Below are 26,752 nucleotides of genomic sequence, written 5' to 3' on the forward strand. Positions count from 1 at the left end.
TAGCTGAGCCGATCACGCGGCGGCGGGCCGGGCGGTGGGATGGGGGCATGGACAACAGCTCCGACCGCCCCACCCCTGCCGTCCCCGACCGCGACCGCGACCGCGCCCTCACCCGGCTCACCGTCGCCGGACTCCTCCTCCTGCCGCCGATCGCCGTCGGCGCGTGGATCCTCGTGCTCGCCAGTGAGCGCGGCTCCCGCTGCCTGATGTACGGCGAGGACTGCTCCGGCATCCCGGGCGGCGTGCTGTGGGGCTTCTTCTGGGGCGCGTTCGGGCTCGGCATGCTGGCACTGCTGTGGCCCCGGTCCAGGTTCACATGGGGCCGGGCCGGGGCCGTACTGGCGCAGTGGGGCGCTCAGCTCACGCTGGGCCTGCTGATCCTCAGCGGCGCCTGACGTCCCCCTTTCCGCAGGCCACGCCGTCCTTGTTGCGGTCGAGGCGGAGCGGGTCGTCCTTGCCGTTGACCTTCAGGCGGCCGTAGTCGTTCTGCTTCAGCCAGGTGCAGCGGGCGGCCGTCGTCTGCTTCACCTGGGGCGGGAAGGCGGTCGGCACGCAGACGTTGGCGGAGCCGTAGTGCCGGTCGCAGCCGGAGACGGTGGGGCTCACCGGCTGGGAGGCGCGCTTCTTGCCGGGACCCTTGACCTCGCCTTCCAGGGAGTCCGCGAAGGAGTGGATGTGCGGGGAGGCGTCCGTGGCCTTGAGCGCGGACGGTCCCTGGAGGTGCACCCACTTGGCCACCGAGGGCACCCCGTTGGCGTCCACCGCGAAGAGCATGTACCAGCCGGGCGGGGCCAGGTTGGGGTTGCTCGTCACGTTCAGGTCGACGTTGTTCCCGTCGACGGAGAGGGGCAGGTCCACGAACCGCTGGTTCGGGTCGGAGGAGTGGGTGACGGCGGCCGGACGGATCAGCTCCGCCTTGGCGATGGGCCGGTCGACGGTGATCCGCTGGGTGTCGCCGTAGGTCCACTCGGTGTCGATCACCGAGGTGATCGTCGGGCGGGGGCCCTTGAACAGGTACGGCGGCGTGTAGACCGACACGTTGTGGTTCCAGCTGCCGTTGCCCGGGTTGTCGCCGGTGGTCATCACCCGGCCGTCGGGGAGCAGGAACGCCGAGGAGTGGTAGCCGCGGGCCTCGGGGTCCGCGGTCACCGGGTCGAAGGTGTTCGTCTGCGGGTCGTAGAGGGACGTCTCGAAGACCGGGTCGGCGCGGTTGTGCAGGGCGCCGCCCGTCTCCAGCACCTTGCCGTCGGGCAGCAGCACCGCGGAGGCGTACATCTTGCCCTGGTCACCGGTCTGCGCGACCTTGCCGTTGCCGAGGTCGACGGTGCCCTGCGGGAGGGGCGGTCCGGCGACGTACGCCGGGTTGGGCTGCTTCAGGTCGATGACGTCGGTGAGCCGGTTGGCGTCCGGGTTGGAGTCGATGTTGCCGCCGCCGATGGTCAGCACCTTCTGGTCCTGCGCCGGGGGCAGCAGCACGCTCGCCGACTGGTCGCGCTCGTCCTTCTTCCGCAGGCCGGGCACCTGGGTGATCGTGTTGGCGCCGTAGTCGTAGATCGCGGCGCCGGTGCCCGGGATGTTGTTGCCGAAGACATGGCTGCCGGAGTAGAAGAGCCGGCCGTCCTGCATCAGGATCATCGACGGGTACAGACCCCAGTACGACCAGGTCTGGTTGACCTGCCAGGTCGGCAGCCAGCGCTGCTCGGCCTGCGACCACAGGTCGGCGGTGACCGAGCCGGTGGAGTCCTCCTTCAGCCCGCCGAAGGAGATGACGTCACCGTTGCCGAGGATGGTCGCCGACGGGTACCAGTGGCCGTCGTTCATGTCGTTCGTCTTGGTGTACGTCTCGGTCTCCGGGTCGAAGACGTACGAGTCCTTGTACCCCTGGTAGCCGATCGTGCCGTCCGCCGACGGATAGCCCTTGTTGCCGCTCATCACCAGCACCCGCCCGTCCTGGAGCTGGACGTGCCCGGCGCAGAACATGTCCTTCGGGGTGGGGATGACCTTGTAGGTGCCGTTCGCCGGGTCGTAGACGGCCGAGGTGAAGGTGCCCGCCGCGAACTTCTCCGGGTCGTTGCCGGAGCCCGCGATCAGCAGGACCTTGCCGTTGTGCAGGACGACCGAGTGCATGGACCGCACCGGGTTCTTCGCGGGCAGCACCTCCCACGAGCCGTTGGCGCACTCGTCGGCGGTGCCGGTGCACTGCGGCGGCGGGACCGGGTCGGCGACCTGCTCCATCGTGTAGTCGTCGGTGGTGGCCGAGCCGGTGCCGTAGACGGAGACGCCCCAGCTGATGCGGTCAGTGCCGGGCGGCACCTCGGGGGTGCGGACGGATGCCTGGGTCCAGTCCGCCGCCATCTCCAGCGTCTTCAGGTCCGTCCAGTACTGCCAGCCCGTGGTGGTGTCGTGCCGGAAGAGGGTGACGTTGGCGTCGGGCGTGGTCGTCTTGTACCAGAGGGACAGGTCGTACTGCTTCCCGACGGTCACCACCGGCGCGCAGTCCGCGGACTCGGTGATCAGCGCCTTGCGGTCACCGTCGACCCGGCGGGTCAGCGTGACCTTCATCGCCTTGCCGCCGGAGTGGGCGTCGGCGACGGTCTCGAAGGTGAAGTCGTTGTCGCCCCAGCCGGACTTCTGCCAGCAGTACGGCATGTCACCGGTGCCGGCCGTCTCGAACCCGGGGTTTTTGATGAGGTTGGCGGCGGAGGCGGACTGGGGGGTGGTGAACAGCAGACCTCCGGTGAGGCCCATGACGGCCAAGAGGGCCGCTCTCCGTCTGGATCTCATGCAGTACTCCTCGCTGTGCGGCTCCTGCGCGGCAGATAGACCAGCGCCTCGGTACCGACGAAGCGCAGGACGAAGGTGATGACCAGGGCGAGCGCCGTGGCGGGCAGCACCGCCAGCCCGAACTGCGCGACCAGCAGGGCGATCAGCGGAATGCGCAGCACCAGGTCGGCGTTGGCGAGCAGCGCGAACCGTATGGTGCGGTCGGCCCAGTGCCGGTGCCGCCGCCGGTCACGGAACAGCAGCTTCTCGATCAGCAGGAAGTTCCAGGCCACGCCGAACTGGTTGGCGATGATCTCGGCGGGCAGATAGTGCAGCCCCGCCTCGGTCATCGCCCACAGCGCGGCCAGGTTCGGCACGAAGCCGGTCAGCCCGATCAGCCCGAACACCACCATGCGGGCCAGCGGGTCGGCCGTCCGCAGTCCGGCGAGGTGGCGCAGGAAGCGCAGCCCCTCCTGTGCCGTGGACTTGGACTCGCCCGCGAACCGCTCCTGGAAGACGAACGGCACCTCGGTGACCGCGCGGGGGCGGCTGCGCACGGCGAGTTCGAGGAGGATCTTGTAGCCGAGCGGCTTGAGCCCCTCCGCGGCGACATCGCTGCGGCGGATGGCGAAGAAGCCGCTCATCGGGTCGCTGATGCCGCGCAGCCGGCGTGGGAAGAGGGCCTTGGTCAGCCAGGTCGCGCCGCGGGAGACGGCGATCCGGTAGCTGCCGGCCAGCCCGGCGCGGCTGCCGCCCTTGAGGTAGCGGGAGGCGACGACGAGCCCGGCGCCCGCGCGTTCGCCGGTGGCGACCAGTTCGGGGACGAGGGACGGCGGGTGCTGGCAGTCGCCGTCCATGACGACGATCCAGTCCGACCCGGCCGCCTTCATGCCCTCGACGACCGCGCCGCCGAGCCCGCCGGCGGGCTCCTCGCGGTGCAGCACGGTCACCGGGAACGGGCAGTCCTGCGCGGCCTCGCGGATCACCTCCGGGGTGTCGTCGGTGGAGTCGTCGACGAAGACGACCTCGCAGGGCAGCCGGGCCGGCACCGACTCGGTGATCTGGTGCAGCAGCCGCCGGATGTTCGCGGACTCGTTGAAGGTCGGCACGACGAGGGTGACGGCGCCCGGCTCGGGGACCTCCGTCGCCGCCACGGCCTCCTCGGGGACGGTGAATTCCTGGCTCATCGCTCGCCTCCCGGGGCGCCCGCGTGCTGGATACGGCGGATCTCGATCCGGTCCGCGCCGGTGCCGAAGACGGCGACCGGCGTCGAGTGCTCGATGGCGGCCCTGACGTTGGGCAGGTCGACCGCGTCGCGCCGGACGGTCGGCGAGGCGACCACGTAGTCGAGGTCCCGCCAGCCGCGCGGCATGGTCCTGGTGACGGCGGGGTCGAGGTCGGCCTTGTAGAACCAGATGGCGCCGAGCCCGGGCCGGTAGCCCTGGTGGACCAGGTCCAGCCAGAGCGCGTCGTCGACGAGGACGCGCGTGTCCTCGGGGTGCGCCACCTCGGTGGCCAGCCATGTCGAGGCCGCCCGGTAGGGGGCGTTGGCGTCGGTGGTCACGGCGGTGCGGGCGCCGTCGTACCAGCGGGGCAGGACGTACACGCTCGCGGCGAGCGCGAGGACGGCGGCGAGCGCGTACCGCGCGTGCGGCCGGCCGCCCTCGCGGCGCCGCTTGTGCAGCACGGCGTGCGCGACGCTGGCGGTGCCGCCGGCCAGGACGAGGGCGAGGAACGGCAGCGCCTGGATGATGTACATCGCGGGCAGGTAGCCGTTCGGGCGCAGGGCGACCAGGGCGAGGATCGCCACGGTCAGCGCGGGCCCGGCGAGCGCGCGGGCGGTGACCGACCAGCGCCAGGTCAGCAGGAGCAGCAGGGCGCCGGCGAGACCGCCGAGGGGCAGGACGCGGTCGTAGTAGAGCCAGGACCGCAGGACGCCGTGGGAGCCGGAGCCCGGGTCGAGGATGAAGCCGGAGCCGGGGCGGCTCATCTGGTAGACGATGCCGTCCCACAGCGACACATGGCCGTCGCCCGGCAGCAACTCGCCCTTGAGCAGGGCGAACAGCGGATACGACAGACCGATCAGGGCGCAGGCGGTGATCGCGCCGGTGACCGCGAACTTGCGGGTGTCGCGGTGGCTGTGCCGCCACATGGTGAGCAGCAGGGCGGGCAGGACGACGAGCATCGTCTCCTTGGTGAGCACGGCCGTCGCGGCGGCGATGCCCGCGCCGAAGTGGTGCCAGAGGTGGCGGCTCGGGGAGGCGGCGAGGGTGAACGCGAGCAGCGTCCACATCACGGCGAGGTTGTCGAGGAAGATCTCGCGCTGGAGGACGACCGACAGCGGCGAGAGCCCGAACAGCGCCATGCCGAGTGCGGCGGCCCAGCGGGGCAGGGCGAGGCGGCGGCCGAGGACGTAGACGAGGACCGCGCTGACGGTGGAGATCAGCAGCATCGCGGCGCGCATGGTGCCGACGGTCATCGACTCGGGGCTGATCAGGGCGGGGATCCAGGTGAGCAGGGCCAGCTGGATCCAGCCGAGCGGCGGGTGGTCGTACCAGTAGGTGTAGTGGGCGAGGCCGCGGCCCTCCTGGACGGCCCAGGCCTGGGCGAGATAGGTGCCCTCGTCGTCGCTGAGGGTGGGGTAGTCGGCGATGTTCCAGCCCTGGACGACGAGGATCGCCACGAGGAGGAGGCCGCACAGGAGCAGGTCGGGGCGGGAGGACCGCAGTCGCTGCGGAGGCTGCGTTCGACCGGTCGAACGGGTCGTGGGCGCAGCTGTCCGCTGCGCGGGGACCTTGACTCCGGTCGCCGCGGGAAGGGTGGAGGTCACGCAGGAACGTCCTCTCGGTTCACGTGCGCGAGATGAGCGCCGACATGGCTGGTCAGCTCCCAGTCGTTGCGGCCGCGCTGTTCACGCCAGACGGCACGGACGGCGGCACCGGCGAGGAGCACCTGGTAGAAGGGGCCGCCCACGATGAGCTTCACGTAGTGGACGAACCGGACGCGCAGCCCGTACTGCTTGCCGAAGTCATGCAGTCCGACCAGCTCGAAGACGAAGGTCACCAGGGCGGTGACGGCCGGCAGGAAGGTGATGAAGGCGATGCCGACCGGCACGTCGAGGAAGAGCGCGATGGCCACGTTGAGCGGGATGACCACCCCGGAGACCGCCTGGAGATACGGCGTCATGAGGGTGTAGCGGGCGAGCAGCCGCTGCCCGAAGCCGGGCAGCTGCTTCCAGTCCCGCTTCCGGTAGACCTGGAGGAAGCCCTGGTTCCAGCGGGTGCGCTGCTTGAGCAGCGACATCAGCGAACCGGGGGTCTCCTCGCGGGTGACCATCTCGGAGTCGTAGGCGACGACGACCTTCTTGCCGACGCTGGACAGCCGGACGCCCAGATCGCAGTCCTCGGCGAGGCAGTTGGGGTCCCAGCCGTTCGCCTCGCGCAGCACGTCGGTGCGGACGAAGACGGTGTTGCCGCCGAGCGGGATGAACCCCTTCTGGGCGTGCAGGTGCAGGCGTGAGCGGAACCAGAAGAAGTACTCCAGGCAGTTGCGCAGGCTGTACCAGCTGGAGTGGAAGTTGATGAGCTGGACGCCGCCCTGGACCACATCCGCCTGTGTCGTCCGGAAGGCGTGGTCCACGTGGGCGAGCAGCTCCGGGTGGACCTGGTCCTCGGCGTCGAAGACCCCGACGACATCGCCGCGGCAGTGCGGCAGCGCTGTGTTCATGGCCTTCGGTTTGTTCTTCTTCTCGTGGGTGTCGACCACGACCCGGACCCGCGGATCACGCGCGGCGGCCCGCTCGGCGACCTCGGTGGTCTCCGGGTCGTCGTGTCCGACGATCACGATGATCTCGAAGTCGGTGTGGGTGGACTCCAGCAGCCGCTGGATGGTGTGGTCGAGCACCGCCTGCTCGTGCCGTGCCGGGAGCAGCAGCGAGAAGGACAGCTGCTCGGCCCCGTCCGGGCGGCTGAACCGGGTGGAGGCCAGCACCTCGGGCGTACGCCACGCGTGCATCTGCCACCACAGGGTGAACGCCGCCATCCAGAACAGGGCCAGCGAGACGGCAGCGATGAAGACAGACGTCAGCAAACAGATCCCCCCAGATCCCCAAATCCCCCTGCCGTGACGGCGGGCCACAGCGGGCCGCGTCACGGCATGTGGAGAGACTAGGGGGGAACTGTGAAGCGTGGGAGCTGTTCCGATAAAAAGCGTGTTTCCGAACGGTGAGGTGTCTAGCGGGATCTAACCGAACACCTGCTCACTTCCCGTCCAATTCAGACAGCGCTTACCGCCCCGAGAGCGCCGCCCGCAGCCGCTCGGGGTCGGTCGTCGGGGCGTCACAGGTGAAGTGACGGCAGACGTACGCGGCCGGCCCGCCGTCGACCAGCGGCCGGTCCGCGAGCAGCGGGAACTCCTCGCCGCCCGCCGGGCCGTACGCGACGACGGCACCCGGCGCGGTCCCGAGCAGCGCCGTACGGTGCAGCTCCCTCGCCCCGGCGTCGTCGAACGCGGGGCCGACGACCGCCACCTCGCGCGGCCCGTCGAGCAGCGCCTCGGCGACCGCGAGGCCCCAGCCGATGAACCGCGGCACCCGCGGTCCGAGCACCCGCACCACGCCCAACGCCCGCTCGGCGGCGGTCCGGTGCGGCTCCGAACCGGTCTGTGCGGCATAGCTCAGCAGGGCACCCGCGGCGGCGGTCCAGCCGGACGGGGCGGCGTTGTCGGTCGGGTCCTGCGGCCGGCGGATCAACTGCTCGGCGTCGGCGGCGGTGTCGTAGAGCGCACCCGACTTCTCGTCGACGAACCGCACGAGCACGTGGTCGAGAAGCAGCCCGGCGAAGTCCAGCCAGACGCCCTCCCCGGTGACGGACGCGAGCGCGAGGAACCCCTCGGCCACGTCCGCGTAGTCCTCCAGGACGCCCGCGTTGGCACCGGCCCGGCCGTCCTTGCTGGTACGGGAGAGCTGGCCGCGGTCGTCGAGATGCACCCGGACCAGCAGATCGGCGGCGGCGAGGGCGGCGTCGACCAGGTCGGGGCGGTCGAAGTAGGCGCCGGTCTCGGCGAGCGCGGCGATCGCCAGGCCGTTCCAGGCGGCGACGACCTTGTCGTCCCGGCCGGGGGCCGGCCGCTCGGCCCGGGCGGCGAACAGCCGCCGCCGTACGGACTCGACCTTCCCGGCATCGAAGACGCCCTCGTGCTGCGGGAGTTGCAGCACCGACGCCCCGTGCTCGAAGGTCCCCTCCTCCGTCACCCCGAAGTACTGCGCGGCGAGATCGGCGTCCTCGCCGAGGACCTCATGAAGCTGCTGCGGCGTCCAGACGTAGAACGCCCCCTCGACGTGCCGCCCGGTCCCGTCGTCGCTGTCGGCGTCGAGCGCGGAGGCGAACCCGCCTTCGGGGGTGCGCAGTTCGCGCACCATGAAGTCGGCGGTCTCCAGGGCGACACGGCGGGCGAGCTCGGATCCGGTGGCCCGCCAGAGATGCGAGTAAACCCGGCAAAGCAGCGCATTGTCGTACAGCATCTTCTCAAAGTGCGGCACGACCCAGTCCCGATCGACGGAGTACCGCGCGAACCCGCCACCGAGCTGGTCGTAGATCCCGCCCCGGGCCATCCGCTCACACGTGTCCTGCGCCATCTGCAGGGCACCCTCGGACCCGGTCCGCGCGTGATGCCGCAGCAGGAACTCGATCACCATGGACGGCGGGAACTTCGGTGCCCCGCCGAACCCGCCGCGCTGCGGGTCGTACTCCCGCGTCAGTCCCAGCAGCGCCTGTGCCGGCTCCTGCTCGCCCGGCACCTGCTTCCCGGCGCCGTAGTCGATCTCCCGCCCGGAGAGATCCCGGACGATCTTCCCCGCGACGTCGGCGACCTCCTCCCGCCGCTCCGTCCACGCCTGCCGCACCCCTTCCAGCACCTGCTGGAACGACGGCATCCCGTGCCGGGGCGCCGGCGGGAAGTACGTCCCGAAGTAGAACGGCTCGGCCTCCGGCGTCAGGAACACGGTCATCGGCCACCCGCCGTGCCCGGTGGCGGCCTGCACGGCCTCCATGTAGACGGCGTCCACGTCGGGGCGTTCCTCGCGGTCGACCTTGACGCTGACGAAGTGCTCGTTGAGATAGGCGGCCGTGGCCTCGTCCTCGAAGGACTCGTGGGCCATGACGTGGCACCAGTGGCAGCTCGAGTAGCCGACGCTCAGCAGCACGGGCACGTCCCGCCGCCGCGCCTCCGCGAACGCCTCCTCCGACCAGGGCCACCAGTCGACGGGGTTGTCCGCGTGCTGGAGCAGGTAGGGAGACGTCTCGTGGGCGAGTCGGTTCGGCATGGAGTCCATCCTGCCCCAGTACCCGGGAAACAGCTCACAGCACCGGATGTGGTGTCACGGGTTCCGGCGATCCCCGCCCTCTCCCCTCGACTCGTCATGCGCAGCACACTTGACCGGGAACGCCGTTGCCGCCGGAGGGGGACGTGCCATGCGCGACAGTCATCGGGCCGAGGCCGAGCGGCTGCTGGTCCGGGCCGTGGAGGAGGAGGTGCGGCGGTCCGGGGGCCGTACCGACGGGAAGGTGCTGCTGGCTCGGGCGCGCGGCGCGCTGGACGTGATGGCGCGGGCGGCGCGGGAGGAGTACGACGCGTACACGCGGGCGCTGGACGAGGCGGAGGCCGGGCGGCTGACGTTCGGGCAGCGGTATGCGCGGGAGGGGGCCGGGACGCCGCTGATGGTGGCGGTGGTCGCCGCCGTCGCGGCGGCCGTCGCCGACCTCGCGCTCGGCACCGGCACCGGGACCGCGCTCGGCGCCGGGGTGACCGTGGGGTTCGCGGGCGCGGCGGCGACCGTCGTGAAGGTGGCCGGGGTGCATCTGCCCGCCGCCCACCACCGCGCCGGGGCGGTCGGGCAGCCCGGCGGGCCCGAGCAGCTGCGGCTGCAGTGGCTGACGGCGCTGGAGGTGCGGGGGATCCGGCCGTTCCTCGATCAGCAGCGGGTGCTCGCCGCGTCGACGGGGCCGAAGAAGACCGGGCCGCAGCTGCTCGGCGCCGACAAGAGCGCGGCGGCGCGCGGACGGGCGGCGCTGGAGCAGTCGTTCGGTCACCTGCCGCAGCCGGTGGGCGCGTTCGCGGGGCGGCGGCAGGAGCTGGCCGGATCCGGCAGTGGGTGCAGGCGGCGCGGGCGAGTACGCAGACCCGGCCGACGGTGGTCGTGCTGCACGGGGCGCCCGGCAGCGGTCGTACGGCGCTGGCGGTGCGGGCCGCGCACGATCTGCGGGACCAGTTCCGCGGGGCGTGTGTGGTGGATCTGCGCGGGGGCAGTCCGGAGGAGCCGCCCCTGTCGACGCGGGAGGCGCTGCTGCATCTGCTGAACCGGCTGGGCGCGCCCCGCGAGCAGTTGCTGTTCCGGGAGCGGTCGTCGGCGGATCAGCAGGTCAAGCGGTTGAGCGAGCTGTATCACCAGCATCTGACGGGGGTGCCGGTCACGGTCGTCCTCGACGACGCCTCCGATCCGGAGCAGGTGCGCACGCTGGTCCCGGAGCGCTCCGACAGCCTGGTGCTGGTCACCGCGCGGGAGCCGCTGCGGCTGCCGGAGGACTTCCCGGCCTGGGTGCACCATCTGGAGGTGCCGGCGCTGGAGGCGGCCGGTGCCGAAGAGCTGCTGCGCGAGACGGCGCAGGGGGACACGGGGCCGTACGACGCGGAGTCGGCGGACCGGATCCGGGACCTGTGCGGCGGGCTGCCGCTGGCGCTGCGGATCGCCGGGTCGTCGCTGGGCGCGCGCTCGCCCCGGCAGCTGGCCGCCGACCTCGGGGCGTACGGCCCGGTGGAGCCGGTGGAGCGGGCGCTGTGGCTGCGCTACACCGACCAGCCGGATCCGGCGCGCAGACTGCTGCGCCGGCTGGCGCTGGCCGGGCGGGCCTCGCTGGGTGCCGCGGCGGCGGCCTCGCTGCTGGCGACGGACGAGACGGAGGCGGCCCGGCTGCTGGTGGCGCTGTCCCGCGCGGGCCTGATCGACCATGTCCGCGGCAGCCGCTACCGCCTGCACGACCTGGTCCGCGCCTTCGCGCACGCCCGCCTGCTCGACGAGGAGGACCCGGCGGAGCGTACGGCGGCGCAGGAGCGGCTGATCGTGAACTACGCGGATCTCGCCGACTCGGTGCTGCGCCTGGTGGACGGCAACATGTCGACCCGCTCGGACCGCTTCGGCCCGCACGGCTTCACCTCCCTCGATGAGGCGCTGCGCTGGCTGGACGACGAGTCCAGCTTCATCACGGCGGCGCTGCGGCACACCGAGGGCGTGGATCAGGGGGCGGTGCTGAATCTGCTGGGCGCGCTGTGCGACTACTGCCTGCTGCGCGGGGATCTCTACCGCCTGGGTGAGATCAGCGAGCTGGCGCAGGCCGTGGACCAGGGGCTGCTGATCCGCTCGGTGCAGTGGCGCACGGGCATCGCGGCCCGGCAGCTGGGCGAGCTGGACCGGGCGCGGGCGACGCTGACGTCGGTGGTCGACCTCTACCGGGAGGCCCACCATGACGCGGGGGCGGCGCGGGCTCTGTGCTCGCTCGGCATCACCCTGCACCACCAGGGCAATCTCACCGAGGCGGCGGCGAAGCTGCGGGAGGCGCTGGATCTGCAGGCGGCGCCGGCGCTGGCCACGGACCGGGCGTGGACGATGCACGCGCTGGCGGCGGTGGAGCGGGACCGGGCGCGGCTCGCTGAGGCCCTGGAGCTGCTGACGCGTTCGCTGGAGCTGCACCGCGCGGGCGGGTCGGTGCACGGCGAGGCGTGGGCGCACTTCCAGCTCGGCCAGCTGTACATCCGCCTCGGCGACGCGCCGCGCGCCCAGGCGGAGCTGCGGCAGGCCCTGGAGCGCTACGGCCGCACCCGGGACGCGCGCGGCGAGGCCTGGGCGCTGACCCAGTTGGCGCGGACGCTGCTGGTGGCCGGGGACGCCGGTCCGGCGGCGGAGGAGCTGCGGCAGGCGGCGGCCCGGCACCGGGAGAACGAGGACGCGCGCGGCGAGGCGTGGACGCTGTACTACCTGGGGCAGGCCCTGGAGGAGACCGGCGACCTGGACCGGGCGGTGCGCGAGCTGGAGCGGTCCCGCACGATGTTCTCCCGGATGCGGGACGTGTACGGCCTGGCCTGCGCCCGGCATCACTCGGCGCGGGCCACCCGCGACCAGCGGGCGGCCCAGACCGGCTCGCTGCGCAACTCCGGCTTCGCCCGCCAGCTGCTGGTCGACGCCCGCGCCGACTTCCAGCGCATCGGCGTCGCCCACGGCGAGGCGTGGACGTGCCTGGAGCTGGCCGTGGTGGACGCGGGCAACGCGCGGACGGCCCAGGCGCTCGCCCTGTGCGACGAGGCGGTGGGCCTCTTCGCCTCGTACGGCGACCGGCGGGGCGAGGACTGGGCCCGCTTCCTGCGCTGCACCCTGCTGCCGTACGCCGCCCCGGGCGGGGTGGAGGTCGGTACGGCGGTGGCGCAGGAGGAGCTGGCCCAGCTGGCCCGCGCGGACCATCCGGCCCGCGACGAGAAGCTGGACGGCTACATCGGGGCGTACCGGCTGCTGCTGGAGCGCGGCGTCAGCCTGGAGGCGGGCTGGCAGGCCTGGCGCCTCGGCATGGTGCCGAGCCGCCACGCCCGAGAGGTGATGGGCGTGGCGGTGCCGGCGGCGCGGTGACCGCGGTCGGCTCTTCTCGACGCGCGGGTCGGTCTTCTCGGCGCGCGGGTCAGCTCTTCTTCGGCTTGGCGCCGGAGGCGGCGGTCTCCGCGCCGTCGCTCGCCGGGGCCTCCTCGAAGTCGACCTTGCCCATGTGGCGGTTCATCGACTTCATCAGGGCCCAGACGGCCAGGCCCATCACCGCGAAGACGATGAAGCCCAGGACACCGGGGGTGACCTTGTCCTTGTCGAGCTCCTTGGCGATGGTCACGAAGTGCGTCATGGCCAGGCTTGTGCTTGGGGTCATGTCAGGCATTGTCCCGGATGCCCGCGAAGAGGTCGTCCTCGGGGAGGGAGGTATCGACGAGGGACTTCGCCAGCTCGTACTCCTCGGTGGGCCAGACCTCCCGCTGGAGCTCCAGCGGCACCCGGAACCAGCCGCCGTCGGGGTCGATCTGCGTGCGGTGGGCGATCAGCGCCTTGTCGCGGATCTCGAAGAAGTCGGCGCAGGGCACGTGGGTGGTGAGGGTGCGGTCCCCGAAGCCGGACTCGTCCCAGCGCTTGAGCCAGTCGGCGTAGGGGGACTCCAGGCCGCGGTCGAGCATGGCCTTGTGCAGGGCCTCGGTGCGCGGGCGGTTGAAGTTCTGGTTGTAGTAGACCTTCAGCGGCTGGTACGCCGGGCCGTACTCGGCCTCCGGGTACTTCTCGGTGTCGGACGCGCCCTCGAAGGCCACCATCGTGATCTTGTGGGTCATGATGTGGTCGGGGTGCGGGTAGCCGCCGTTCTCGTCGTAGGTGGTGATCACCTGCGGGCGGAAGGAACGGATCTTCCGCACCAGCTCGCCGGCCGCGTGGTCGACGTCCTCCAGGGCGAAGCAGCCCTCGGGCAGCGGGGGCAGCGGGTCGCCCTCGGGCAGGCCGGAGTCGACGAATCCGAGCCACTCCTGCTTGACGCCGAGGATCTCCCGGGCCTCGTCCATCTCCTTCTTGCGCACCTCGTGGATGTGCTCCTCGATGTACGCGTCGCCCTGGAGCTTCGGGTTGAGGATGGAGCCGCGTTCCCCGCCCGTGCAGGTCACCACCAGCACGTCCACCCCCTCGGACACGTACTTCGCCATGGTGGCCGCGCCCTTGCTCGACTCGTCGTCGGGGTGGGCATGCACGGCCATCAGTCGCAGCTGGTCAGTCAAGGCTCAATCCTCGGTCGTCGTGTCAGGCGCCGCCCGGAGTGACCGGGTGCGAACGGCGGCTTCTATAGTGACCGAATCGGAGGGCGAATAATTCCGGGATACGGCCCGGGAGGCCCGTTTCGGGACAGGTGTCCCGCCCGGCCGAGAGGACGATCATGAGTACGGTGCGTACGCGACTGCCCGAGGGCCGTTACGGCCGTAGCTCGGACGAGCGCACGGACCGCACACTCAAGGTGGTCGGCGGCGTGCTCGGAGTGGTGGCGCTCGGCCTGCTCGCGTACTTCGGGTACCACTACGTCGGCCAGAACAAGATCAGTGCCGAGGTGATCAGTTTCGATCTCCGGGACGACGCGGTGAAGGTGGAGCTGCGGGTCGAGAAGGACGCCGGCGCCTCCGGCTACTGCACGGTGCGCTCCCAGGCGGAGAACGGCGCCGAGGTGGGCCGGGCCGACTTCCGCTTCGACGGGGACGCCACCCGACTCACCGAGGTCGTCACGCTCCGCACCACCGCGCCCGGTACCACGGCCGAGCTGGTGGGCTGCCACGCCGACTGACGCGTCACCCCGAGCGGACCGACGCACCACCCGGAATATCGACGGGCTGACCTGCGTTGACGTGGTTTTAGTGACTTATGTCCTCCCCGTTCCGTCCTTGAATTGTTAGGCTCGTGGTTTCGCCCACTCCTGAAGGAACATTCTTCTGGGTAGGGCGATGCTTTGTATTCCCAGTACCGACGAGGAGCACCTGTGACCCAGACCAGCGAGAACGTCACCTGGCTGACCCAGGAGGCGTACGACAAGCTCAAGGAAGAGCTTGAGTACCTGTCTGGTCCCGCGCGCACCGAGATCGCGGCCAAGATCGCCGCGGCGCGTGAGGAGGGCGACCTGCGGGAGAACGGCGGGTACCACGCGGCCAAGGAGGAGCAGGGCAAGCAGGAGCTCCGTGTGCGCCAGCTGACCCAGCTCCTGGAGAACGCCAAGGTGGGTGAGGCTCCTGCGGCCGAGGGTGTCGTCGCGCCCGGCATGGTCGTGACCATCGCCTTCGACGGCGACGAGGACGACACGCTGACCTTCCTGCTCGCCTCCCGGGAGTACGCCAGCGACGAGATCGAGACCTACTCCCCGCAGTCCCCGCTGGGAACCGGCGTCAACGGCAAGAAGGTCGGCGAGGACGCGGAGTACGAGCTCCCGAACGGCAAGAAGGCCTCGGTGAAGATCCTGAAGGCCGAGCCGTACACCGCCGGCTGATCCCGGCCGCCGCACACTCTGCCGCGCCCCCGGTGTCCTCGTGACGCCGGGGGCGTCGCCGTGCCGCCGCGGACCGACCGGTCAGTCCATGACCGTGTAGCCCGCCGTGCGCAGCGCCTCCCCCACCTCGGTGCAGTGGGCCGGGCCCTTCGTCTCCAGGTGCAGTTCGACCTCGGCCTCGGTGAGGCCGAGCCGCGGGTCGGTGCGTACGTGGCTGACGTCGAGGACGTTGGCGTCGACCGCCGACAGCACCCCGAGCAGCGTCGCGAGAGCGCCCGGCCGGTCGGTCAGGCGCAGGCGTACGGCCAGGTAGCGGCCCTGCGCGGCCATGCCGTGCCGCAGGACGCGCTGCATCAGGACCGGGTCGACGTTGCCGCCCGACAGCACCGCCACCACCGGGCCCTCGAAGGCGCCGGGGTCGCTCAGCAGCGCCGCGACCGGGCTCGCCCCGGCCGGCTCCACGACCAGCTTGGCCCGCTCCAGGCAGAGCAGCAGCGCGGTGGACAGCTCGTCCTCGGTGACCGTGCGGACCTCGTCGACCAGCGCGCCGACGATCCCGAACGGCACATCGCCGGGCCGGCCGACCTTGATGCCGTCGGCCATCGTCGCCGGGTTCTCGATCGCGATCGGGCGCCCGGCCGCCAGCGAGGGCGGGTAGGCCGCCGCGCCCGCCGCCTGCACTCCGACGATCCGCACGTCCGGCCGCAGCGCCTTCACCGCGACCGCGATACCCGCCGCGAGCCCGCCGCCGCCCATCCCGACGACGATCGTGCGCACCTCCGGGCACTGCTCCAGGATCTCCAGGCCGACCGTGCCCTGGCCCGCGATGACGTCCGGGTGGTCGAAGGGGTGGATGAAGACCGCGCCGGTCTCGGCGGCGTACTCCTGCGCGGCGGCCAGCGTCTCGTCGACCACCTGGCCGTGCAGGCGCACTTCGGCGCCGTAGTCCCGCGTCGCGCTGATCTTCGGCAGCGGGGCGCCCCTCGGCATGAACACCGTCGACCGCACGCCGAGCAGGGACGACGCCAGCGCCACGCCCTGCGCGTGGTTGCCCGCGCTCGCGGCGACCACCCCGGCGGCCCGCTCCTCGGGCAGCAGCCCGGCGATCCGGACGTAGGCGCCGCGCAGCTTGAAGGAACCGGTCCGCTGGAGGTTCTCGCACTTGAGGTGCACCGGCGCGCCGACCAGCTGGGTCAGGTGCCGGCTGCCCTCCATGGCCGTCACCCGCGCGACCCCCGTGAGCATCTTCTGGGCTCCGCGCACATCGTCGAGGGTGACGGTGCGAAAGGAGTCAGCGGTGCGGTAGCTCATGACTCCAGCATCGCAGTTCACGGGCGGGAAGCGCGGTTGTGACCAAGCTCCGAGACTGGTTTGCGCAGCGCCGGTACGGCCCGCCTCCGGGCCGCGTACCCTGTCCCCCAACCCAGCACCCATTCATGAAGTGAGCCCCCGGCCATGCCCACAACACCTGAAATGTCGATGGACATGACGACCGTCGGTGACACCGGTCTCCTCGACACCCTCCAGCACGAGGTGGCGGTGTTCGCCCGCCGTGCCGAACAGACCCGGCTCGGCGGCGTCGGGCAGGTGCGCAACTCCATGGACCGCGCCGCGTACCTGCTGCTCAACCGGCTCGACAAGGAGGGTCCGATGGGCGTCAAGGCACTCGCCTCCAGCATGGGCATCGACTCCTCGACGGTCACCCGGCAGGTCGCCCCGCTCGTCGACTCCGGCCTCGTCAAGCGCACGTCGCACCCGGAGGACGGGCGGGCCGTGGTGCTCCAGCTGTCCCCGCGCGGGCTGTCGCGCCTGGAGGAAGTGCGCTCGTCGCGGCGTCAGTTGATGGCCGAGCTGACCCACGACTGGGCGCCGGAGGAGCGCGAAGCGTTCTGCACGCTCCTCACCCGCTTCAATGTGGCGCTGTCCACGCGCATGGCGGCGGCGGGGGCGCCGGTGGCGGAGCCGACGCCGCCTTCCTGATCCCGGCCCGGGCCTCCCCGGCGTAACAGCTCCGCCCCGGCCTCCCCGGCGTAACAGCTCCGCCCCGGCCTCCCCGCGCCCTGTCCGCCCGGCCCCGGCCGTGCAGGGCTCTTGACCGAAACACCACCCCTGGCCTCATATGAGACCGGGTCCCCGACGCAGCCGGGCTCGTACGCGGGTTCGCGCCCCGTGCGCGGGATCCGCATCCTCAGGTCGCCCTCAGGGGGGAGGCGCGGTGCGACGACGGCAAGCGTCCCAAGGCGACCGCCGGGACCGGGAGTTCGAGGCGTTCGTCGCGGGCGCGGCGGGACGGCTGCTGCACACCGCCACGCTGCTCACGGCGGAGACGCCGGACGCCAACCCGCGCGCGCGGCGCCTGCTCACCCTGGCCCTCGCGCACACGTACGCGTGCTGGGACCGGCTGCGCGGCGAGGACCCGTACGACCGGGCCCGCCAGTATCTGGCCACCCGCTTCGCGCGCGGCGCCTGGCACCACCACGGCGGCGCCCTCGCCCGGTTCCGTCCGGGCCCCGGCACCGCGCTCGCCCGGCTCACTCCGCAGGAGCGCCTGATCGTGGTCCTGCGGCTCTACGAAGGGGTCGCCGAGGAGCAGACCGCCGCACTGCTCGGCCTGCCCGCGGAACGGGTCCGCACTGTCTGCGACCGCGCCACGGCGACCCTGCTGCACCCGCCCCGCACCCCGGCGCACACGGTGGCGGGGGCGAAAGCAGTGCCGTCATGAGGCGCGGGAGGTCCCGGTGAACCGGGTCGAACGGGAGGCCGCCGTACGGCGGATCATGGAGCAGGCGACGCCGACGGTGCCGCCGGACCTGTACGCGGAGGCGCTGCGCCGGGGCGCCCGCATGCTGCGCCGCAGGGTGCTCGCCCGCCGTCTGGGCTGGCTGCTGCTGCTCGCGGCGACCGTGGCGTTCACGGTCTGGGCGCTGACGGCCCGCCCGTGGGTGGAGCCGCCGTCCGAGACGACTCCACCCCTCACGGGCTGGTGACCGGCAGGGCTCAGCCGCCGAGCGCCTGCTGAAGGTCCTCGAGCAGGTCGTCGACGTTCTCGATGCCCACGGAGAGCCGCACCAGATCGGCCGGCACCTCCAGCGCGGAGCCGGCCGCGGAGGCGTGCGTCATCCGCCCGGGGTGCTCGATCAGCGACTCGACGCCGCCCAGGGACTCGCCGAGGGTGAACACCTGGGCGCGGTTGCAGACCTCGACGGCCGCCTCCTCGCCGCCGTCGACCTGGAAGGAGACCATGCCGCCGAACGCCCGCATCTGCTTGGCGGCGACCTCGTGACCGGGGTGCTCCGGCAGGCCCGGGTACAGCACGCGGGTCACGCGCGGGTGCCGGGTCAGCATGTCGGCGATCTTCGTGGCGTTCTCGCTGTGCCGGTCCATGCGCACCGACAGCGTCTTGGTGCCGCGCAGCACCAGCCAGGAGTCGAAGGGCCCGGCGACCGCGCCCATGGCGTTCTGGTGGAAGGCCAGCTCCTCGCCCAGCTCCTGGTCGCCGACGATCAGCGCGCCGCCGACGACGTCCGAGTGGCCGCCCATGTACTTGGTCAGCGAATGCACGACGACGTCCGCGCCGAGCGCCAGCGGCTGCTGGAGGTAGGGCGTGGCGAAGGTGTTGTCGACGACGAGCTTCGCGCCCGCGTCCCGGGCGACCTGGGCGACGGCGGCGATGTCGGTGATGCCGAGCAGCGGGTTGGAGGGCGTCTCGACCCACACGACCTTGGTCTTGGGGGTGATGGCGGCCCGTACGGCGGACGGGTCGGAGGTGTCGGCGACCGACCACTCCACGCCCCACCGGGCGACGACCTTCGCGAACAGCCGGAAGGTGCCGCCGTACGCGTCGTTCGGGATGACCACGTGGTCGCCGGGGCTGAGCAGCGTACGCAACAGGCAGTCCTCGGCCGCCAGTCCGGACGCGAACGCGAGGCCGCGGCGGCCGCCCTCCAGGGCGGCGAGGTTCTCCTCCAGGGCGGTCCTGGTGGGGTTGGCGCTGCGGCTGTACTCGTAGCCGCCGCGCAGGCCGCCGACGCCGTCCTGCTTGTAGGTCGACACCTGGTAGATGGGCGGGACGACCGCGCCGGTCAGGGGGTCGGCGGTGTTGCCCGCGTGGATCGCGAGCGTCTCGAAGTGCTGACTGATGTGCCTGTCGCTCATGTGCACCGAGCGTAGTGCGCGAACGGGGAAACCGAGGGACGGCGGAGTTTCCGGCGGGCGGCGCCGGGCCGCGGGCCTCTGCCGCGGAGGCCCGCCGCGGAGGCCCGCGGAGTTTTCCACAGGCCGTTCTCCACAGGTCGCCGACCGGGTTGGCCAATTGTCACAGGCGTCTGGAACGCTGGAGGCATGGAGATTCTCTGGGTCCTGATGGCACTGCTCATGCTGAGCTTCGTGCTGCTCCCCTACTTCAGGCGCCGTCGCGGCATGATCGAGCAGGTCCCGCCCGGCCACCCGGACGCCGCGGACCCGGCGAACTACGGCTTCGCGCGCCAGGAGGAGCTGGACGTCCGGATGCCCGGGCCCGACCAGGACCTGCTGGACGTCCTGGACCTGGTGCAGCGCACCCAGGACTACCGCGCGGCGGCCCAGCTGCTGGCCGGCACCGAGAGGGAAGGCGAGCTGCGCTGGCAGCGCGTGCAGGCCTTCGCGGGCGCCGCGTCCCTGGAGCTCCAGCAGCGGCCCGGCAACGTCGGCGAGACGCCCGGCGGGCAGTGGCTGCGGGTGTGGCGGGCCGAGCAGCCCAAGGACGCGGGCGGCGCGGCGGTGCACGCCGAGTTCCTGGTGCAGCAGGCGTGGCGGACGGCGACGCCGGGCTCGGACGAGTTCCGGATCATCATGGAGGAGGCGAAGTCGGCGTGCGGCGAGGCGGCGCTGCTCGCACCCGGTGACCCGATCCCGTACATCGTCGAGCTGTCGGTGGCCCGCGGCCTCGGCTATCCGCGCGAGGAGTTCGAGCAGCTGTGGCTGAAGATCCTCGACCGGGCGCCGAACCACATGGGCGCGCACCTGGCCGCCCTGCACTACTGGTGCGAGAAGTGGCACGGCTCGCGTGAGCTGGCGACCTCGTTCGCGGAGGCCGCGGCGGCCCGCGCGCCGCAGGGCTCGCTGCTGGCCGCCATGCCGCTCTTCTCGGTGTTCGAGCACCTGCCCGAGGTGAACCTGGTCAGCGGTTTCTACCAGAGCGAGGTCGTCACCAAGGCGATCCACGGCGCGCTGCACGCGGTCCACTCGGCCCGCCCCGACGACCCGATGCTGGCGCACGTCCGCCATCTGCTGGTCTTCTTCCTGGTGCGCGGCGAGCGCTGGGCGGAGGCCATGAACCAGCTGGTGCACGTCGACGGCCATGTCGGCGCCCTGCCGTGGACGCTCTCGCCGGACCCGGCGGCGGAGTTCGCGGTCTACCGCGCGCTGGCGGTCGCGGGCTACGAGGCGAACGGCGGCAGCCCGGCGACCCTGCCGCACTGAACGATCAAATCTCGTTGCCGGGCTGAGCTGCGGTAAGGCATACTCCGCATCCCCCCACATCGTTTTGCCATGTCCATTTCCGGGACGTACTGTCCAGGACTTCAGGATCTTTGTGGGGGGTCCAGCCCATCATGGGCGCAACTCTGCGCGCGCTGCGCGCCCTCGTCCTGCTCGCCGGCTTCTATCTGCTCGGCTTCGTCATGCTCGGCGCCCTGGTCGCCGTCGACTGGGCCTTCGCCGAGGCCGGGGTCGGCAGCCTCACCGCCAAGATCTGGTTCCTCAGCGCGCTGATCGCGATCCCCATCGTGCAGGGCATGTTCGCGCTCCGCGCCCCCAAGGACGAGCCGGTGCCCGGCCTGACGGTCACCGCCGGGCAGGAACCCGCGCTGTGGGCGGCCGTACGCGAGCTGGCCGAGCAGACCGGCACCCGGGCGCCCGACGAGATCGTGCTCACCGGCGAGGTCAACGCGGCCGTCTCCGAGGACACGCGGCTCCTCGGTCTGCTGCCCGGCCGCCGCCGGATGTACATCGGCCTGCCGCTGATGGCGGGACTGAGCGAACCTCAGCTGCGCTCCGTCCTCGCCCACGAGTTCGGGCACTACACCCACCACGACACCCGCCTCGCCGCGATCACCGTGCGCGGCCGCCGTCAGGTCATGCGCACCGTCGCGAACCTGCATGAACGGTCCCAGGCGAAGGCCGCCAAGGAGCAGGCGCGGCAGGAGAAGAAGAACGCCAGACGAGTCGCCAGGGGCAAGAAGGCCGGCGAGATCGACACCCGCTCGGCCGGCCTGAGCTACCGCCTCGCCGCCAAGCCCTTCCTCTGGTACGGCACCTTCTACCTGCGTGCCTCCCAGGGCGTGGGCCGGCAGCAGGAACTCGCCGCCGACCTGGCCGCCGCCCGCATCGCGGGCCGCGACGCCACCGCCTCCGCGCTGCGCGAGATCCCCGTCCTGGACTCCGCCCACGACTTCTACATGCAGTCGTACGCCACCCTCGGCGCCGACGCCGGACTGCTGCCGCCGCCCGGCGAGGTCTTCGGCGGCCTGCGCCACCTGCTCGCCGCCCGCGCCGAGGAGCTGGCGGAGATGCGCCGCTCCCTTCCTTTGCAGGAGCAGTCGCCGTACGACTCCCACCCGCCGATCGCCGAACGCGTGGCCCGGATCGAGCAACTCCCCGACGACGGCCGCGCCCTGACCGGCGCCCGCCCCGCGCTCGCCCTGCTCACCGACCCCGACCGCGCCTTCGCCGAGCTGGAGACGGTCGCCCTCACCCCCGAGGCACAGCGGCTGGGCCGGGCCGCGGACTGGCCGAGCCTGGTCCACGAGTCGATGCTCCGCTACGCCGAGCAGGACGCCGAACCGCTGCGCCGGGCGGTCCGCGAGGTGCACGGCGGTGACGGCTCGCCGTCCGCGTTCCTCGACGCCGCCGACGCGGGGCGCCTCTGGCAGCTGGCCGACCTGCTCCCCAAGTCCCCCGAGGCGGAGGCCGCCACGGGCCGCGCCGCCCGCGAGTTCGCCCGGCCGCAACTGCGCGCCCGGCTCGCCCGCCTGGTCGCGGCGGAACTGGCCCGCCGGGGCGAGGCCCGCTGGGAGCTGTCCTGGACCGACACGGCGCGGCTGCGGCTGCCGGACGGCCACGAGGAGTGGCTGAAGCAGGCGCTGGAGGCGGCGGTTGAGGACGTACCGGACACCAGGGAGCTGCGCAGGCTCCTGACGCCAAGCCACTGACGGACCACTGCGGAACCACCGACGGACCACTGCCGAACCACTGACCCAAGGACGCACGCGACCCCCATGACCACACTCCTCCCCCTCCTCGCCACCCTGGGCATCCTGATCGCTGTCGTCCTCTGGTTCCGCAAACACACCAAGGGACAGGGCGGCGTACGCACCGCGGACCTGCCGAAGGCCGCCGCCAAGCTGGGCTTCCTGCCCGGCGACCGGCTCGACACGGACCACGACCGCGCCCCCGACCCCCGGGTCACCGCCGTCCGGGAGGCGGTCCGGGCCGGCACCTGGCAGACGGGCGCCGAGTGGCTGGCCGAGGCGGGCCGGGACTGGCAGGAACGGGACCGCCGCTCCAGCGTGCTGGCGCGGGAGGCGGTGAAGGACGACGCCTGGCTGCTGGCCTGGCGCACCGCGCGCCCGGAGGACCCCGACGCGGCCCTGGTACACGCCGAGTCCCTGATCCACCTGGCCTGGGAGATCCGCGGCGGGGCGCAGGCGAAGTACACGACCGAGGAGCAGTTCGCGGGCTTCCACCGGGTGCTGAAGCAGGCGCAGGAGGCGTGCGCACACGCCCAGTCGCTGGCAGGTGACGACCCGTGCCCGTTCATCGTGGAACTGCCTCTGTCGATGGGCCTGGGCTACTCCCACGACCGCTTCCAGAAGATCTGGACGGAGATCACCGACCGGGACCCCCACCACCTGGCCGCGCACTCCGCAGCCCTCCAGTACTGGTGCGCGAAGTGGCGGGGCTCGCATGAGCTGGCGGAGTCCTTCGCGCGGGACGCGGCGGAGAAGGGGAAGCCGGGCCAGCTGCTGACCGTGCTGCCCCTGAGGGCCTACTTCGAATACGAGATCGCGCACGACGACCTGAACCGGGACGAGTACTACAAGCGCCCGGAGGTGGTCGAGGCGGTCGACGCCGCACTCGCGGACGTGGCCGCCGCGGCGGCCGCGAACCCCGACGACTGGCGCATCCCGCAGGTCCGCCACCTCCTCGCCAGCCTCCTCTTCTGGCAGGACCGCCACGAGGCGGCGGTGGAGCAGTTCCGCCTGGTCGACGGCTGGATCGACGCGGTGCCGTGGTCGTACCGGGGCAGCCGCGAGGCGATGATCAAGGCGTACACGGGGGAACGCGACTACAGCGCGGCGCAGGTACTGAAGGCGGGCGGCGGAATCTGAGGACACGGCCGTGCGTTGACTCAGTCACCGCCCGGCACAAGGAGGAACCCATGCTCTTCGGACGTACGCCCGTCCTGCCCACCCCCGAGCAGGCGCTGAAGGGCCGCCCGGAGCCGATCTTCGCCGTCCCCGAGCGCCACACGGTCCTCGGCACCCCGCTCCTCGGCCCCTACCCCGAGGGCCTGGAGATCGCCGACTTCGGCCTGGGCTGCTTCTGGGGCGCCGAGCGCAAGTTCTGGCAGCTCCCGGCGGGCGTGTACACGACGCTGGTCGGCTACCAGGGCGGCTACACCGAGCACCCCACCTACGAGGAGGTCTGCTCGGGCCTGACGGGCCACACGGAGGTCGTCCGCGTCGTCTACGACCCGTCGGTGATCTCCTACGACCGCCTCCTGAAGACCTTCTGGGAGTCCCACGACCCCACCCAGGGCTTCCGCCAGGGCAATGACGTCGGCACCCAGTACCGCTCGGCGATCTACCCCCACACCCCCGAGCAGACAGCCACGGCAGAGTCCTCCCGCGAGGCCTACCAGAAGGTCCTGACGGCCTCCGGCTACGGCAAGATCACCACAGAAATCCTCCCGGCGGAGGACCGCCCCTTCTACCCGGCCGAGGACTACCACCAGCAGTACCTGGACAAGAACCCGGCGGGCTACTGCGGGATCGGCGGCACGGGCGTCTCCTGCCCGATCGGCGTCGCCAAGGCGGATGGCTGAGCCGGAGCCCCTCTCTCCCGAGGCCACGACCACACTGCGGGCCCTGCTGACCGGTTCCGATCCGGTGAGCAGGGCGCTGCGCGCTCAGATCCCGTACGCGCGGGTGGCTGGCAAGTGGGGGCGGTAGGTAGCCGTATCGCTTCTCCATCACTCGTTCGAGCGGTGAGAAAGCGATCTCGCCCGATACGCTGACGCACGGGATCAGAATCGCGCCCATGGGAGCAGCCATGACCACCTCCGCCGCTGGGCAACCGCTCATCCCCCAGCCCCCTGCCACGGTTGCCGCGCTGCGGCAGGCCGTCAGGCAGATCGCGCCGGCCGCACTGCCGGCCTTCACCCGGGAGCTGGACCAGGCGGCCGACCAGTCGCGGCAGGGCTCCGATCTGGCGCCGCTGCAGCGGTTCGTCGCCCAGTGGGCCGTTTACGTTCACATCCAACGCCACCCCGACAAGGCAGCAGATCTGCGCCGCTGGGAAAGCGCTGCCGAGTCGGGCGACGCCGCCCAGGCACGGGAAGCCGCCTCTGCGATCGGGCGGATCCTGGACGAAGCCCACGCAGCCATCGGTCTCCCGTCCCGGTGAGCCCGGACTGGCGCTGGGAGTACGACCCTGACACGACCACGTGGCGGGCGGCATACCCGTTCACGTGGTGGCGGAGGTGGAACGTCTGACCGACCAGCTCGTCGAGCTTGCCAGTACGGGCGTCGACGTCAGCGACCTCGGCAACGGTCCCAGACCGGGCGGCCTGCGCCGGCATTCGACGCCCTGTAGCCATGGTGTGTCGCGGAGCCCGGTGGCTCAGGGAAGCCGCCGGCCCATCTTCGCCGACCGCCGGTTGGAGCCCTTGGTGTCCCACCACTCCTCCAGCAGGGCGTGAACGAGGTGCACGAGCCCGTCGAGCCGGTCCGGGTCGGGGGCGGGCGAGGTGAGGACGTCGGTGAAGGAGCTGTCGTCGCAGGGGAGAGTCACCGACCAGCGCTCGTCCTGTCGGTCCGGTCGCTGCGCCGTGAGCCGGTACGTCAGCACCGCGCCGCCGTTCGGGCGGTGGGTCACCGACAAATCGGTGATGGCGAATCTGACGCTGCCGTCGCCGGTCGTGTACGAGCGAGCCAGGGCCTGCTCGGCCGGCGTGCGGGTTGTCATGTGTGCCCTTTCCTCCGTGGGACACAAGCATCGCTGAGGAGGGTCAGCCGCCGCTGCCGTACGGGCGGGTGAGGATTTCCAGGCGGTGGCCGTTGGGGTCGTCGAAGTAGGTGCCTCGGCCGCCGTCGTTGTGGTTGATCTCGCCGGGGCGGGAGTGGAACGGGTCGGCCCAGTAGGGCAGGCCGGCCTGCTGGATGCGGGTGAAGATCGTGTCGAACTCTGCCTCCGAGACCAGGAAGGCGTAGTGCTGGGGGGTGATCGCGCCGGCGGTGTCCATGTAGTCCAGGGTCACGCCGTTCGGGATCTCGACCGGTATGAAGGGGCCGTACTGCGGGCCCACGTCCAGGCCCAGGATGTCCGCGAGGAAGCGGGCCGAGGCGTGTTTGTCGTGGGCGGCGACGATGGTGTGGTTCAGCTGGATCGTCATGCCTTGCCCTCTACCCCCTCCCGTCCGGACCATCCGAGAGGCGGCTCAGGCCGCCGTGCCGACGGTGATCACCATCGGCACGGCGGCCTGAGCTCCGGGACGGACATCGGAGGACGTCAGATCGTCGCCGTGTCGATCACGAAGCGGTACCGGACGTCACTCGCCAGCACCCGCTCGTACGCCTCGTTGATCTGCTCCGCGCGGATCAGTTCGATCTCCGCGCCGATGCCGTGCTCCGCGCAGAAGTCCAGCATCTCCTGGGTCTCGGCGATGCCGCCGATCATGGAGCCGGCGAGGGACTTGCCGCCGCCGATCACCGAGAAGAGGTTGAGGGAGATCGGCTCCTCGGGGGCGCCGACGTTGGCCAGCGTGCCCTGGGGCTTCAGCAGGGACAGGTACGCGCCGAAGTCCAGCGGGGCCGAGACCGTCGAGACGATCAGGTCGAAGGTGCCGCCCAGCTCCTCGAAGGTCTTCGGGTCGCTGGTGGCGTAGTAGTGGTCGGCGCCCAGCTTCAGGCCGTCCTCCTGCTTGCGCAGGGACTGCGACAGCACCGTCACCTCCGCGCCGAGCGCGTGGGCGATCTTCACGCCCATGTGGCCGAGGCCGCCGAGGCCGACGATCGCGACCTTCTTGCCGGGGCCGGCGCCGAAGCGCTTGAGCGGGGAGTAGAGGGTGATGCCGGCGCACAGCAGCGGGGCGGCCACGTCCAGCGAGAGACCGTCGGGGATGCGGACGACGTAGTTCTCGTCGACGACGATCTTCTCGGAGTAGCCGCCGTGGGTGGGCTTGCCGTCCTTGCCGATGGCGTTGTACGTGCCGATCATCCCGCCGCCGGTGCAGTACTGCTCCAGGCCGTCCTTGCAGTTCTCGCACTCGCGGCAGGAGTCGACCATGCAGCCGACGCCCACGCGGTCGCCCACGGCGAACTTGGTGACGGCGGAGCCGACCGCGGTGACGACACCGGCGATCTCGTGGCCCGGGACCATCGGGAAGATGGCCTCGCCCCAGCCCTCGCGGGCCTGGTGGATGTCGGAGTGACAGATGCCGGCGAACTTGATGTCGATCAGGACGTCGAACTCGCCGACCTCCCGCCGCTCGATGAGGGTGCGCTCCAGCGGAGCCTTGGCGGAGGGGGCGGCGTATGCGGCGACAGTGGTCATGCCGGTGGTTCTCCTCGGGGGTTGCCGTGCCCGGCTGCCTTCCGGCCGGCTTTCGTCCGGCTCTGTCCGGGCACGGCAACCAGCCTCTC

At 71.8% G+C, this 26,752-nt stretch carries 23 protein-coding genes and 1 pseudogene; 12 read left to right on the top strand and 12 right to left on the bottom strand.

Annotated features, from left to right (window positions below):
• The first annotated feature begins 47 nt into the window (after positions 1-47).
• Positions 48-395 (top strand): hypothetical protein, encoded by a 348-nt coding sequence (locus ACZ42A_RS07990; RefSeq protein WP_468526327.1) that lies wholly within the window; start codon positions 48-50, stop codon positions 393-395.
• Here the strand turns inward: ACZ42A_RS07990 and ACZ42A_RS07995 are convergent.
• The 5 genes from ACZ42A_RS07995 to ACZ42A_RS08015 all read right to left on the bottom strand — a co-directional run bounded on the left by ACZ42A_RS07995 (position 382) and on the right by ACZ42A_RS08015 (position 9,085).
• The gene (locus ACZ42A_RS07995; RefSeq protein ID WP_468526328.1) at positions 382-2,784 is read right to left on the bottom strand and encodes a galactose oxidase-like domain-containing protein; all 2,403 of its coding nucleotides are present in this window, start codon (positions 2,782-2,784) and stop codon (positions 382-384) included. The genes ACZ42A_RS07990 and ACZ42A_RS07995 overlap by 14 nt on opposite strands.
• Complete coding sequence (locus ACZ42A_RS08000) at positions 2,781-3,950, bottom strand: glycosyltransferase (RefSeq protein ID WP_468526329.1); 1,170 nt, start codon at positions 3,948-3,950, stop codon at positions 2,781-2,783. Before ACZ42A_RS08000 ends, ACZ42A_RS07995 begins: the two co-directional genes overlap by 4 nt.
• Positions 3,947-5,593 (bottom strand): phospholipid carrier-dependent glycosyltransferase, encoded by a 1,647-nt coding sequence (locus ACZ42A_RS08005; RefSeq protein ID WP_468526330.1) that lies wholly within the window; start codon positions 5,591-5,593, stop codon positions 3,947-3,949. Before ACZ42A_RS08005 ends, ACZ42A_RS08000 begins: the two co-directional genes overlap by 4 nt.
• A complete protein-coding gene (locus ACZ42A_RS08010; protein WP_468526331.1) occupies positions 5,590-6,852 on the bottom strand; it encodes a glycosyltransferase in 1,263 nt (420 codons plus the stop codon). The genes ACZ42A_RS08005 and ACZ42A_RS08010 overlap by 4 nt, the downstream gene beginning before the upstream one ends.
• Positions 6,853-7,048: 196 nt before the next feature.
• Positions 7,049-9,085: a thioredoxin domain-containing protein gene (locus tag ACZ42A_RS08015; RefSeq protein ID WP_468526332.1), complete on the bottom strand. Its 2,037-nt coding sequence runs from the start codon at positions 9,083-9,085 to the stop codon at positions 7,049-7,051.
• A 148-nt stretch (positions 9,086-9,233) separates the two neighbouring features.
• Here ACZ42A_RS08015 and ACZ42A_RS08020 point away from each other — a divergent pair.
• Positions 9,234-12,433 (top strand): annotated as a pseudogene (locus tag ACZ42A_RS08020) (tetratricopeptide repeat protein).
• Between the two features lie 49 nt (positions 12,434-12,482).
• Here the strand turns inward: ACZ42A_RS08020 and ACZ42A_RS08025 are convergent.
• Complete coding sequence (locus ACZ42A_RS08025; RefSeq protein ID WP_468526333.1) at positions 12,483-12,728, bottom strand: hypothetical protein; 246 nt, start codon at positions 12,726-12,728, stop codon at positions 12,483-12,485.
• Positions 12,721-13,581: a mycothiol conjugate amidase Mca gene (gene mca, locus ACZ42A_RS08030; protein ID WP_468526760.1), complete on the bottom strand. Its 861-nt coding sequence runs from the start codon at positions 13,579-13,581 to the stop codon at positions 12,721-12,723. The genes ACZ42A_RS08025 and mca overlap by 8 nt, the downstream gene beginning before the upstream one ends.
• Before the next feature lie 176 nt (positions 13,582-13,757).
• Between mca and ACZ42A_RS08035 the strand changes: the two genes are divergently transcribed.
• Both ACZ42A_RS08035 and greA read left to right on the top strand, forming a co-directional pair.
• The gene (locus ACZ42A_RS08035) at positions 13,758-14,156 is read left to right on the top strand and encodes a DUF4307 domain-containing protein (RefSeq protein WP_468526334.1); all 399 of its coding nucleotides are present in this window, start codon (positions 13,758-13,760) and stop codon (positions 14,154-14,156) included.
• Between the two features lie 192 nt (positions 14,157-14,348).
• Positions 14,349-14,849, top strand: a complete 501-nt coding sequence (gene greA, locus ACZ42A_RS08040) for a transcription elongation factor GreA (RefSeq protein WP_468526335.1) — start codon at positions 14,349-14,351, stop codon at positions 14,847-14,849.
• A gap of 81 nt (positions 14,850-14,930) precedes the next feature.
• On the opposite strand, the gene ilvA is transcribed toward greA, so the two are convergent.
• Complete coding sequence (ilvA, locus tag ACZ42A_RS08045; RefSeq protein ID WP_468526336.1) at positions 14,931-16,160, bottom strand: threonine ammonia-lyase; 1,230 nt, start codon at positions 16,158-16,160, stop codon at positions 14,931-14,933.
• A gap of 162 nt (positions 16,161-16,322) precedes the next feature.
• Between ilvA and ACZ42A_RS08050 the strand changes: the two genes are divergently transcribed.
• The 3 genes from ACZ42A_RS08050 (at position 16,323) to ACZ42A_RS08060 (ending at position 17,836) form a co-directional block, all read left to right on the top strand.
• Positions 16,323-16,829, top strand: coding sequence for a MarR family winged helix-turn-helix transcriptional regulator (locus ACZ42A_RS08050; RefSeq protein ID WP_468526761.1), 507 nt, complete (start codon positions 16,323-16,325; stop codon positions 16,827-16,829).
• A 235-nt stretch (positions 16,830-17,064) separates the two neighbouring features.
• Positions 17,065-17,571: a sigma factor-like helix-turn-helix DNA-binding protein gene (locus ACZ42A_RS08055; protein WP_468526337.1), complete on the top strand. Its 507-nt coding sequence runs from the start codon at positions 17,065-17,067 to the stop codon at positions 17,569-17,571.
• A 16-nt stretch (positions 17,572-17,587) separates the two neighbouring features.
• The gene (locus ACZ42A_RS08060) at positions 17,588-17,836 is read left to right on the top strand and encodes a hypothetical protein (RefSeq protein ID WP_468526338.1); all 249 of its coding nucleotides are present in this window, start codon (positions 17,588-17,590) and stop codon (positions 17,834-17,836) included.
• A 10-nt stretch (positions 17,837-17,846) separates the two neighbouring features.
• Here the strand turns inward: ACZ42A_RS08060 and ACZ42A_RS08065 are convergent, their stop codons facing one another.
• Positions 17,847-19,004: a cystathionine gamma-synthase gene (locus ACZ42A_RS08065; RefSeq protein WP_468526339.1), complete on the bottom strand. Its 1,158-nt coding sequence runs from the start codon at positions 19,002-19,004 to the stop codon at positions 17,847-17,849.
• A gap of 186 nt (positions 19,005-19,190) precedes the next feature.
• On the opposite strand from ACZ42A_RS08065, the gene ACZ42A_RS08070 reads away from it, so the two are divergent.
• From ACZ42A_RS08070 to ACZ42A_RS08090, 5 genes are all read left to right on the top strand, one after another.
• Complete coding sequence (locus ACZ42A_RS08070; protein ID WP_468526340.1) at positions 19,191-20,309, top strand: hypothetical protein; 1,119 nt, start codon at positions 19,191-19,193, stop codon at positions 20,307-20,309.
• 131 nt (positions 20,310-20,440) lie between these two features.
• The gene (locus ACZ42A_RS08075; protein WP_468526341.1) at positions 20,441-22,039 is read left to right on the top strand and encodes a M48 family metalloprotease; all 1,599 of its coding nucleotides are present in this window, start codon (positions 20,441-20,443) and stop codon (positions 22,037-22,039) included.
• A 66-nt stretch (positions 22,040-22,105) separates the two neighbouring features.
• Positions 22,106-23,218: a hypothetical protein gene (locus ACZ42A_RS08080; protein WP_468526342.1), complete on the top strand. Its 1,113-nt coding sequence runs from the start codon at positions 22,106-22,108 to the stop codon at positions 23,216-23,218.
• Positions 23,219-23,268: 50 nt separating this feature from the next.
• The gene (msrA, locus tag ACZ42A_RS08085) at positions 23,269-23,934 is read left to right on the top strand and encodes a peptide-methionine (S)-S-oxide reductase MsrA (RefSeq protein ID WP_468526343.1); all 666 of its coding nucleotides are present in this window, start codon (positions 23,269-23,271) and stop codon (positions 23,932-23,934) included.
• Between the two features lie 227 nt (positions 23,935-24,161).
• Positions 24,162-24,515 (top strand): DUF6247 family protein, encoded by a 354-nt coding sequence (locus tag ACZ42A_RS08090; RefSeq protein WP_468526344.1) that lies wholly within the window; start codon positions 24,162-24,164, stop codon positions 24,513-24,515.
• A gap of 216 nt (positions 24,516-24,731) precedes the next feature.
• On the opposite strand, the gene ACZ42A_RS08095 is transcribed toward ACZ42A_RS08090, so the two are convergent.
• From ACZ42A_RS08095 to ACZ42A_RS08105, 3 genes are all read right to left on the bottom strand, one after another.
• Positions 24,732-25,076: a hypothetical protein gene (locus tag ACZ42A_RS08095; protein WP_468526345.1), complete on the bottom strand. Its 345-nt coding sequence runs from the start codon at positions 25,074-25,076 to the stop codon at positions 24,732-24,734.
• Between the two features lie 43 nt (positions 25,077-25,119).
• Positions 25,120-25,503 carry a VOC family protein gene (locus tag ACZ42A_RS08100; RefSeq protein ID WP_468526346.1) on the bottom strand — a complete coding sequence of 128 codons (384 nt, stop codon included), beginning with the start codon at positions 25,501-25,503 and terminating at the stop codon, positions 25,120-25,122.
• Positions 25,504-25,619: 116 nt separating this feature from the next.
• On the bottom strand, positions 25,620-26,663 hold the full coding sequence (locus ACZ42A_RS08105) for an NAD(P)-dependent alcohol dehydrogenase (RefSeq protein WP_468526347.1): 1,044 nt from the start codon (positions 26,661-26,663) through the stop codon (positions 25,620-25,622).
• Between the last annotated feature and the right edge of the window lie 89 nt (positions 26,664-26,752).

This window comes from Streptomyces sp. NPDC030838 (assembly GCF_055572035.1).

What these genes read in the sequence shown, in the direction of transcription:
- ACZ42A_RS07990 (WP_468526327.1), top strand. Translation starts at nt 48, where the DNA reads ATGGACAACAGCTCCGACCGCCCCACCCCTGCCGTCCCCGACCGCGAC.
- ACZ42A_RS07995 (WP_468526328.1), bottom strand. Translation starts at nt 2,784, where the DNA reads ATGAGATCCAGACGGAGAGCGGCCCTCTTGGCCGTCATGGGCCTCACC.
- ACZ42A_RS08000 (WP_468526329.1), bottom strand. Translation starts at nt 3,950, where the DNA reads ATGAGCCAGGAATTCACCGTCCCCGAGGAGGCCGTGGCGGCGACGGAG.
- ACZ42A_RS08015 (WP_468526332.1), bottom strand. Translation starts at nt 9,085, where the DNA reads ATGCCGAACCGACTCGCCCACGAGACGTCTCCCTACCTGCTCCAGCAC.
- ACZ42A_RS08025 (WP_468526333.1), bottom strand. Translation starts at nt 12,728, where the DNA reads ATGCCTGACATGACCCCAAGCACAAGCCTGGCCATGACGCACTTCGTG.
- mca (WP_468526760.1), bottom strand. Translation starts at nt 13,581, where the DNA reads ATGGCCGTGCATGCCCACCCCGACGACGAGTCGAGCAAGGGCGCGGCC.
- ACZ42A_RS08035 (WP_468526334.1), top strand. Translation starts at nt 13,758, where the DNA reads ATGAGTACGGTGCGTACGCGACTGCCCGAGGGCCGTTACGGCCGTAGC.
- ilvA (WP_468526336.1), bottom strand. Translation starts at nt 16,160, where the DNA reads ATGAGCTACCGCACCGCTGACTCCTTTCGCACCGTCACCCTCGACGAT.
- ACZ42A_RS08050 (WP_468526761.1), top strand. Translation starts at nt 16,323, where the DNA reads ATGTCGATGGACATGACGACCGTCGGTGACACCGGTCTCCTCGACACC.
- ACZ42A_RS08065 (WP_468526339.1), bottom strand. Translation starts at nt 19,004, where the DNA reads ATGAGCGACAGGCACATCAGTCAGCACTTCGAGACGCTCGCGATCCAC.
- ACZ42A_RS08070 (WP_468526340.1), top strand. Translation starts at nt 19,191, where the DNA reads ATGGAGATTCTCTGGGTCCTGATGGCACTGCTCATGCTGAGCTTCGTG.
- ACZ42A_RS08075 (WP_468526341.1), top strand. Translation starts at nt 20,441, where the DNA reads ATGGGCGCAACTCTGCGCGCGCTGCGCGCCCTCGTCCTGCTCGCCGGC.
- ACZ42A_RS08080 (WP_468526342.1), top strand. Translation starts at nt 22,106, where the DNA reads ATGACCACACTCCTCCCCCTCCTCGCCACCCTGGGCATCCTGATCGCT.
- msrA (WP_468526343.1), top strand. Translation starts at nt 23,269, where the DNA reads ATGCTCTTCGGACGTACGCCCGTCCTGCCCACCCCCGAGCAGGCGCTG.
- ACZ42A_RS08090 (WP_468526344.1), top strand. Translation starts at nt 24,162, where the DNA reads ATGACCACCTCCGCCGCTGGGCAACCGCTCATCCCCCAGCCCCCTGCC.
- ACZ42A_RS08095 (WP_468526345.1), bottom strand. Translation starts at nt 25,076, where the DNA reads ATGACAACCCGCACGCCGGCCGAGCAGGCCCTGGCTCGCTCGTACACG.
- ACZ42A_RS08100 (WP_468526346.1), bottom strand. Translation starts at nt 25,503, where the DNA reads ATGACGATCCAGCTGAACCACACCATCGTCGCCGCCCACGACAAACAC.
- ACZ42A_RS08105 (WP_468526347.1), bottom strand. Translation starts at nt 26,663, where the DNA reads ATGACCACTGTCGCCGCATACGCCGCCCCCTCCGCCAAGGCTCCGCTG.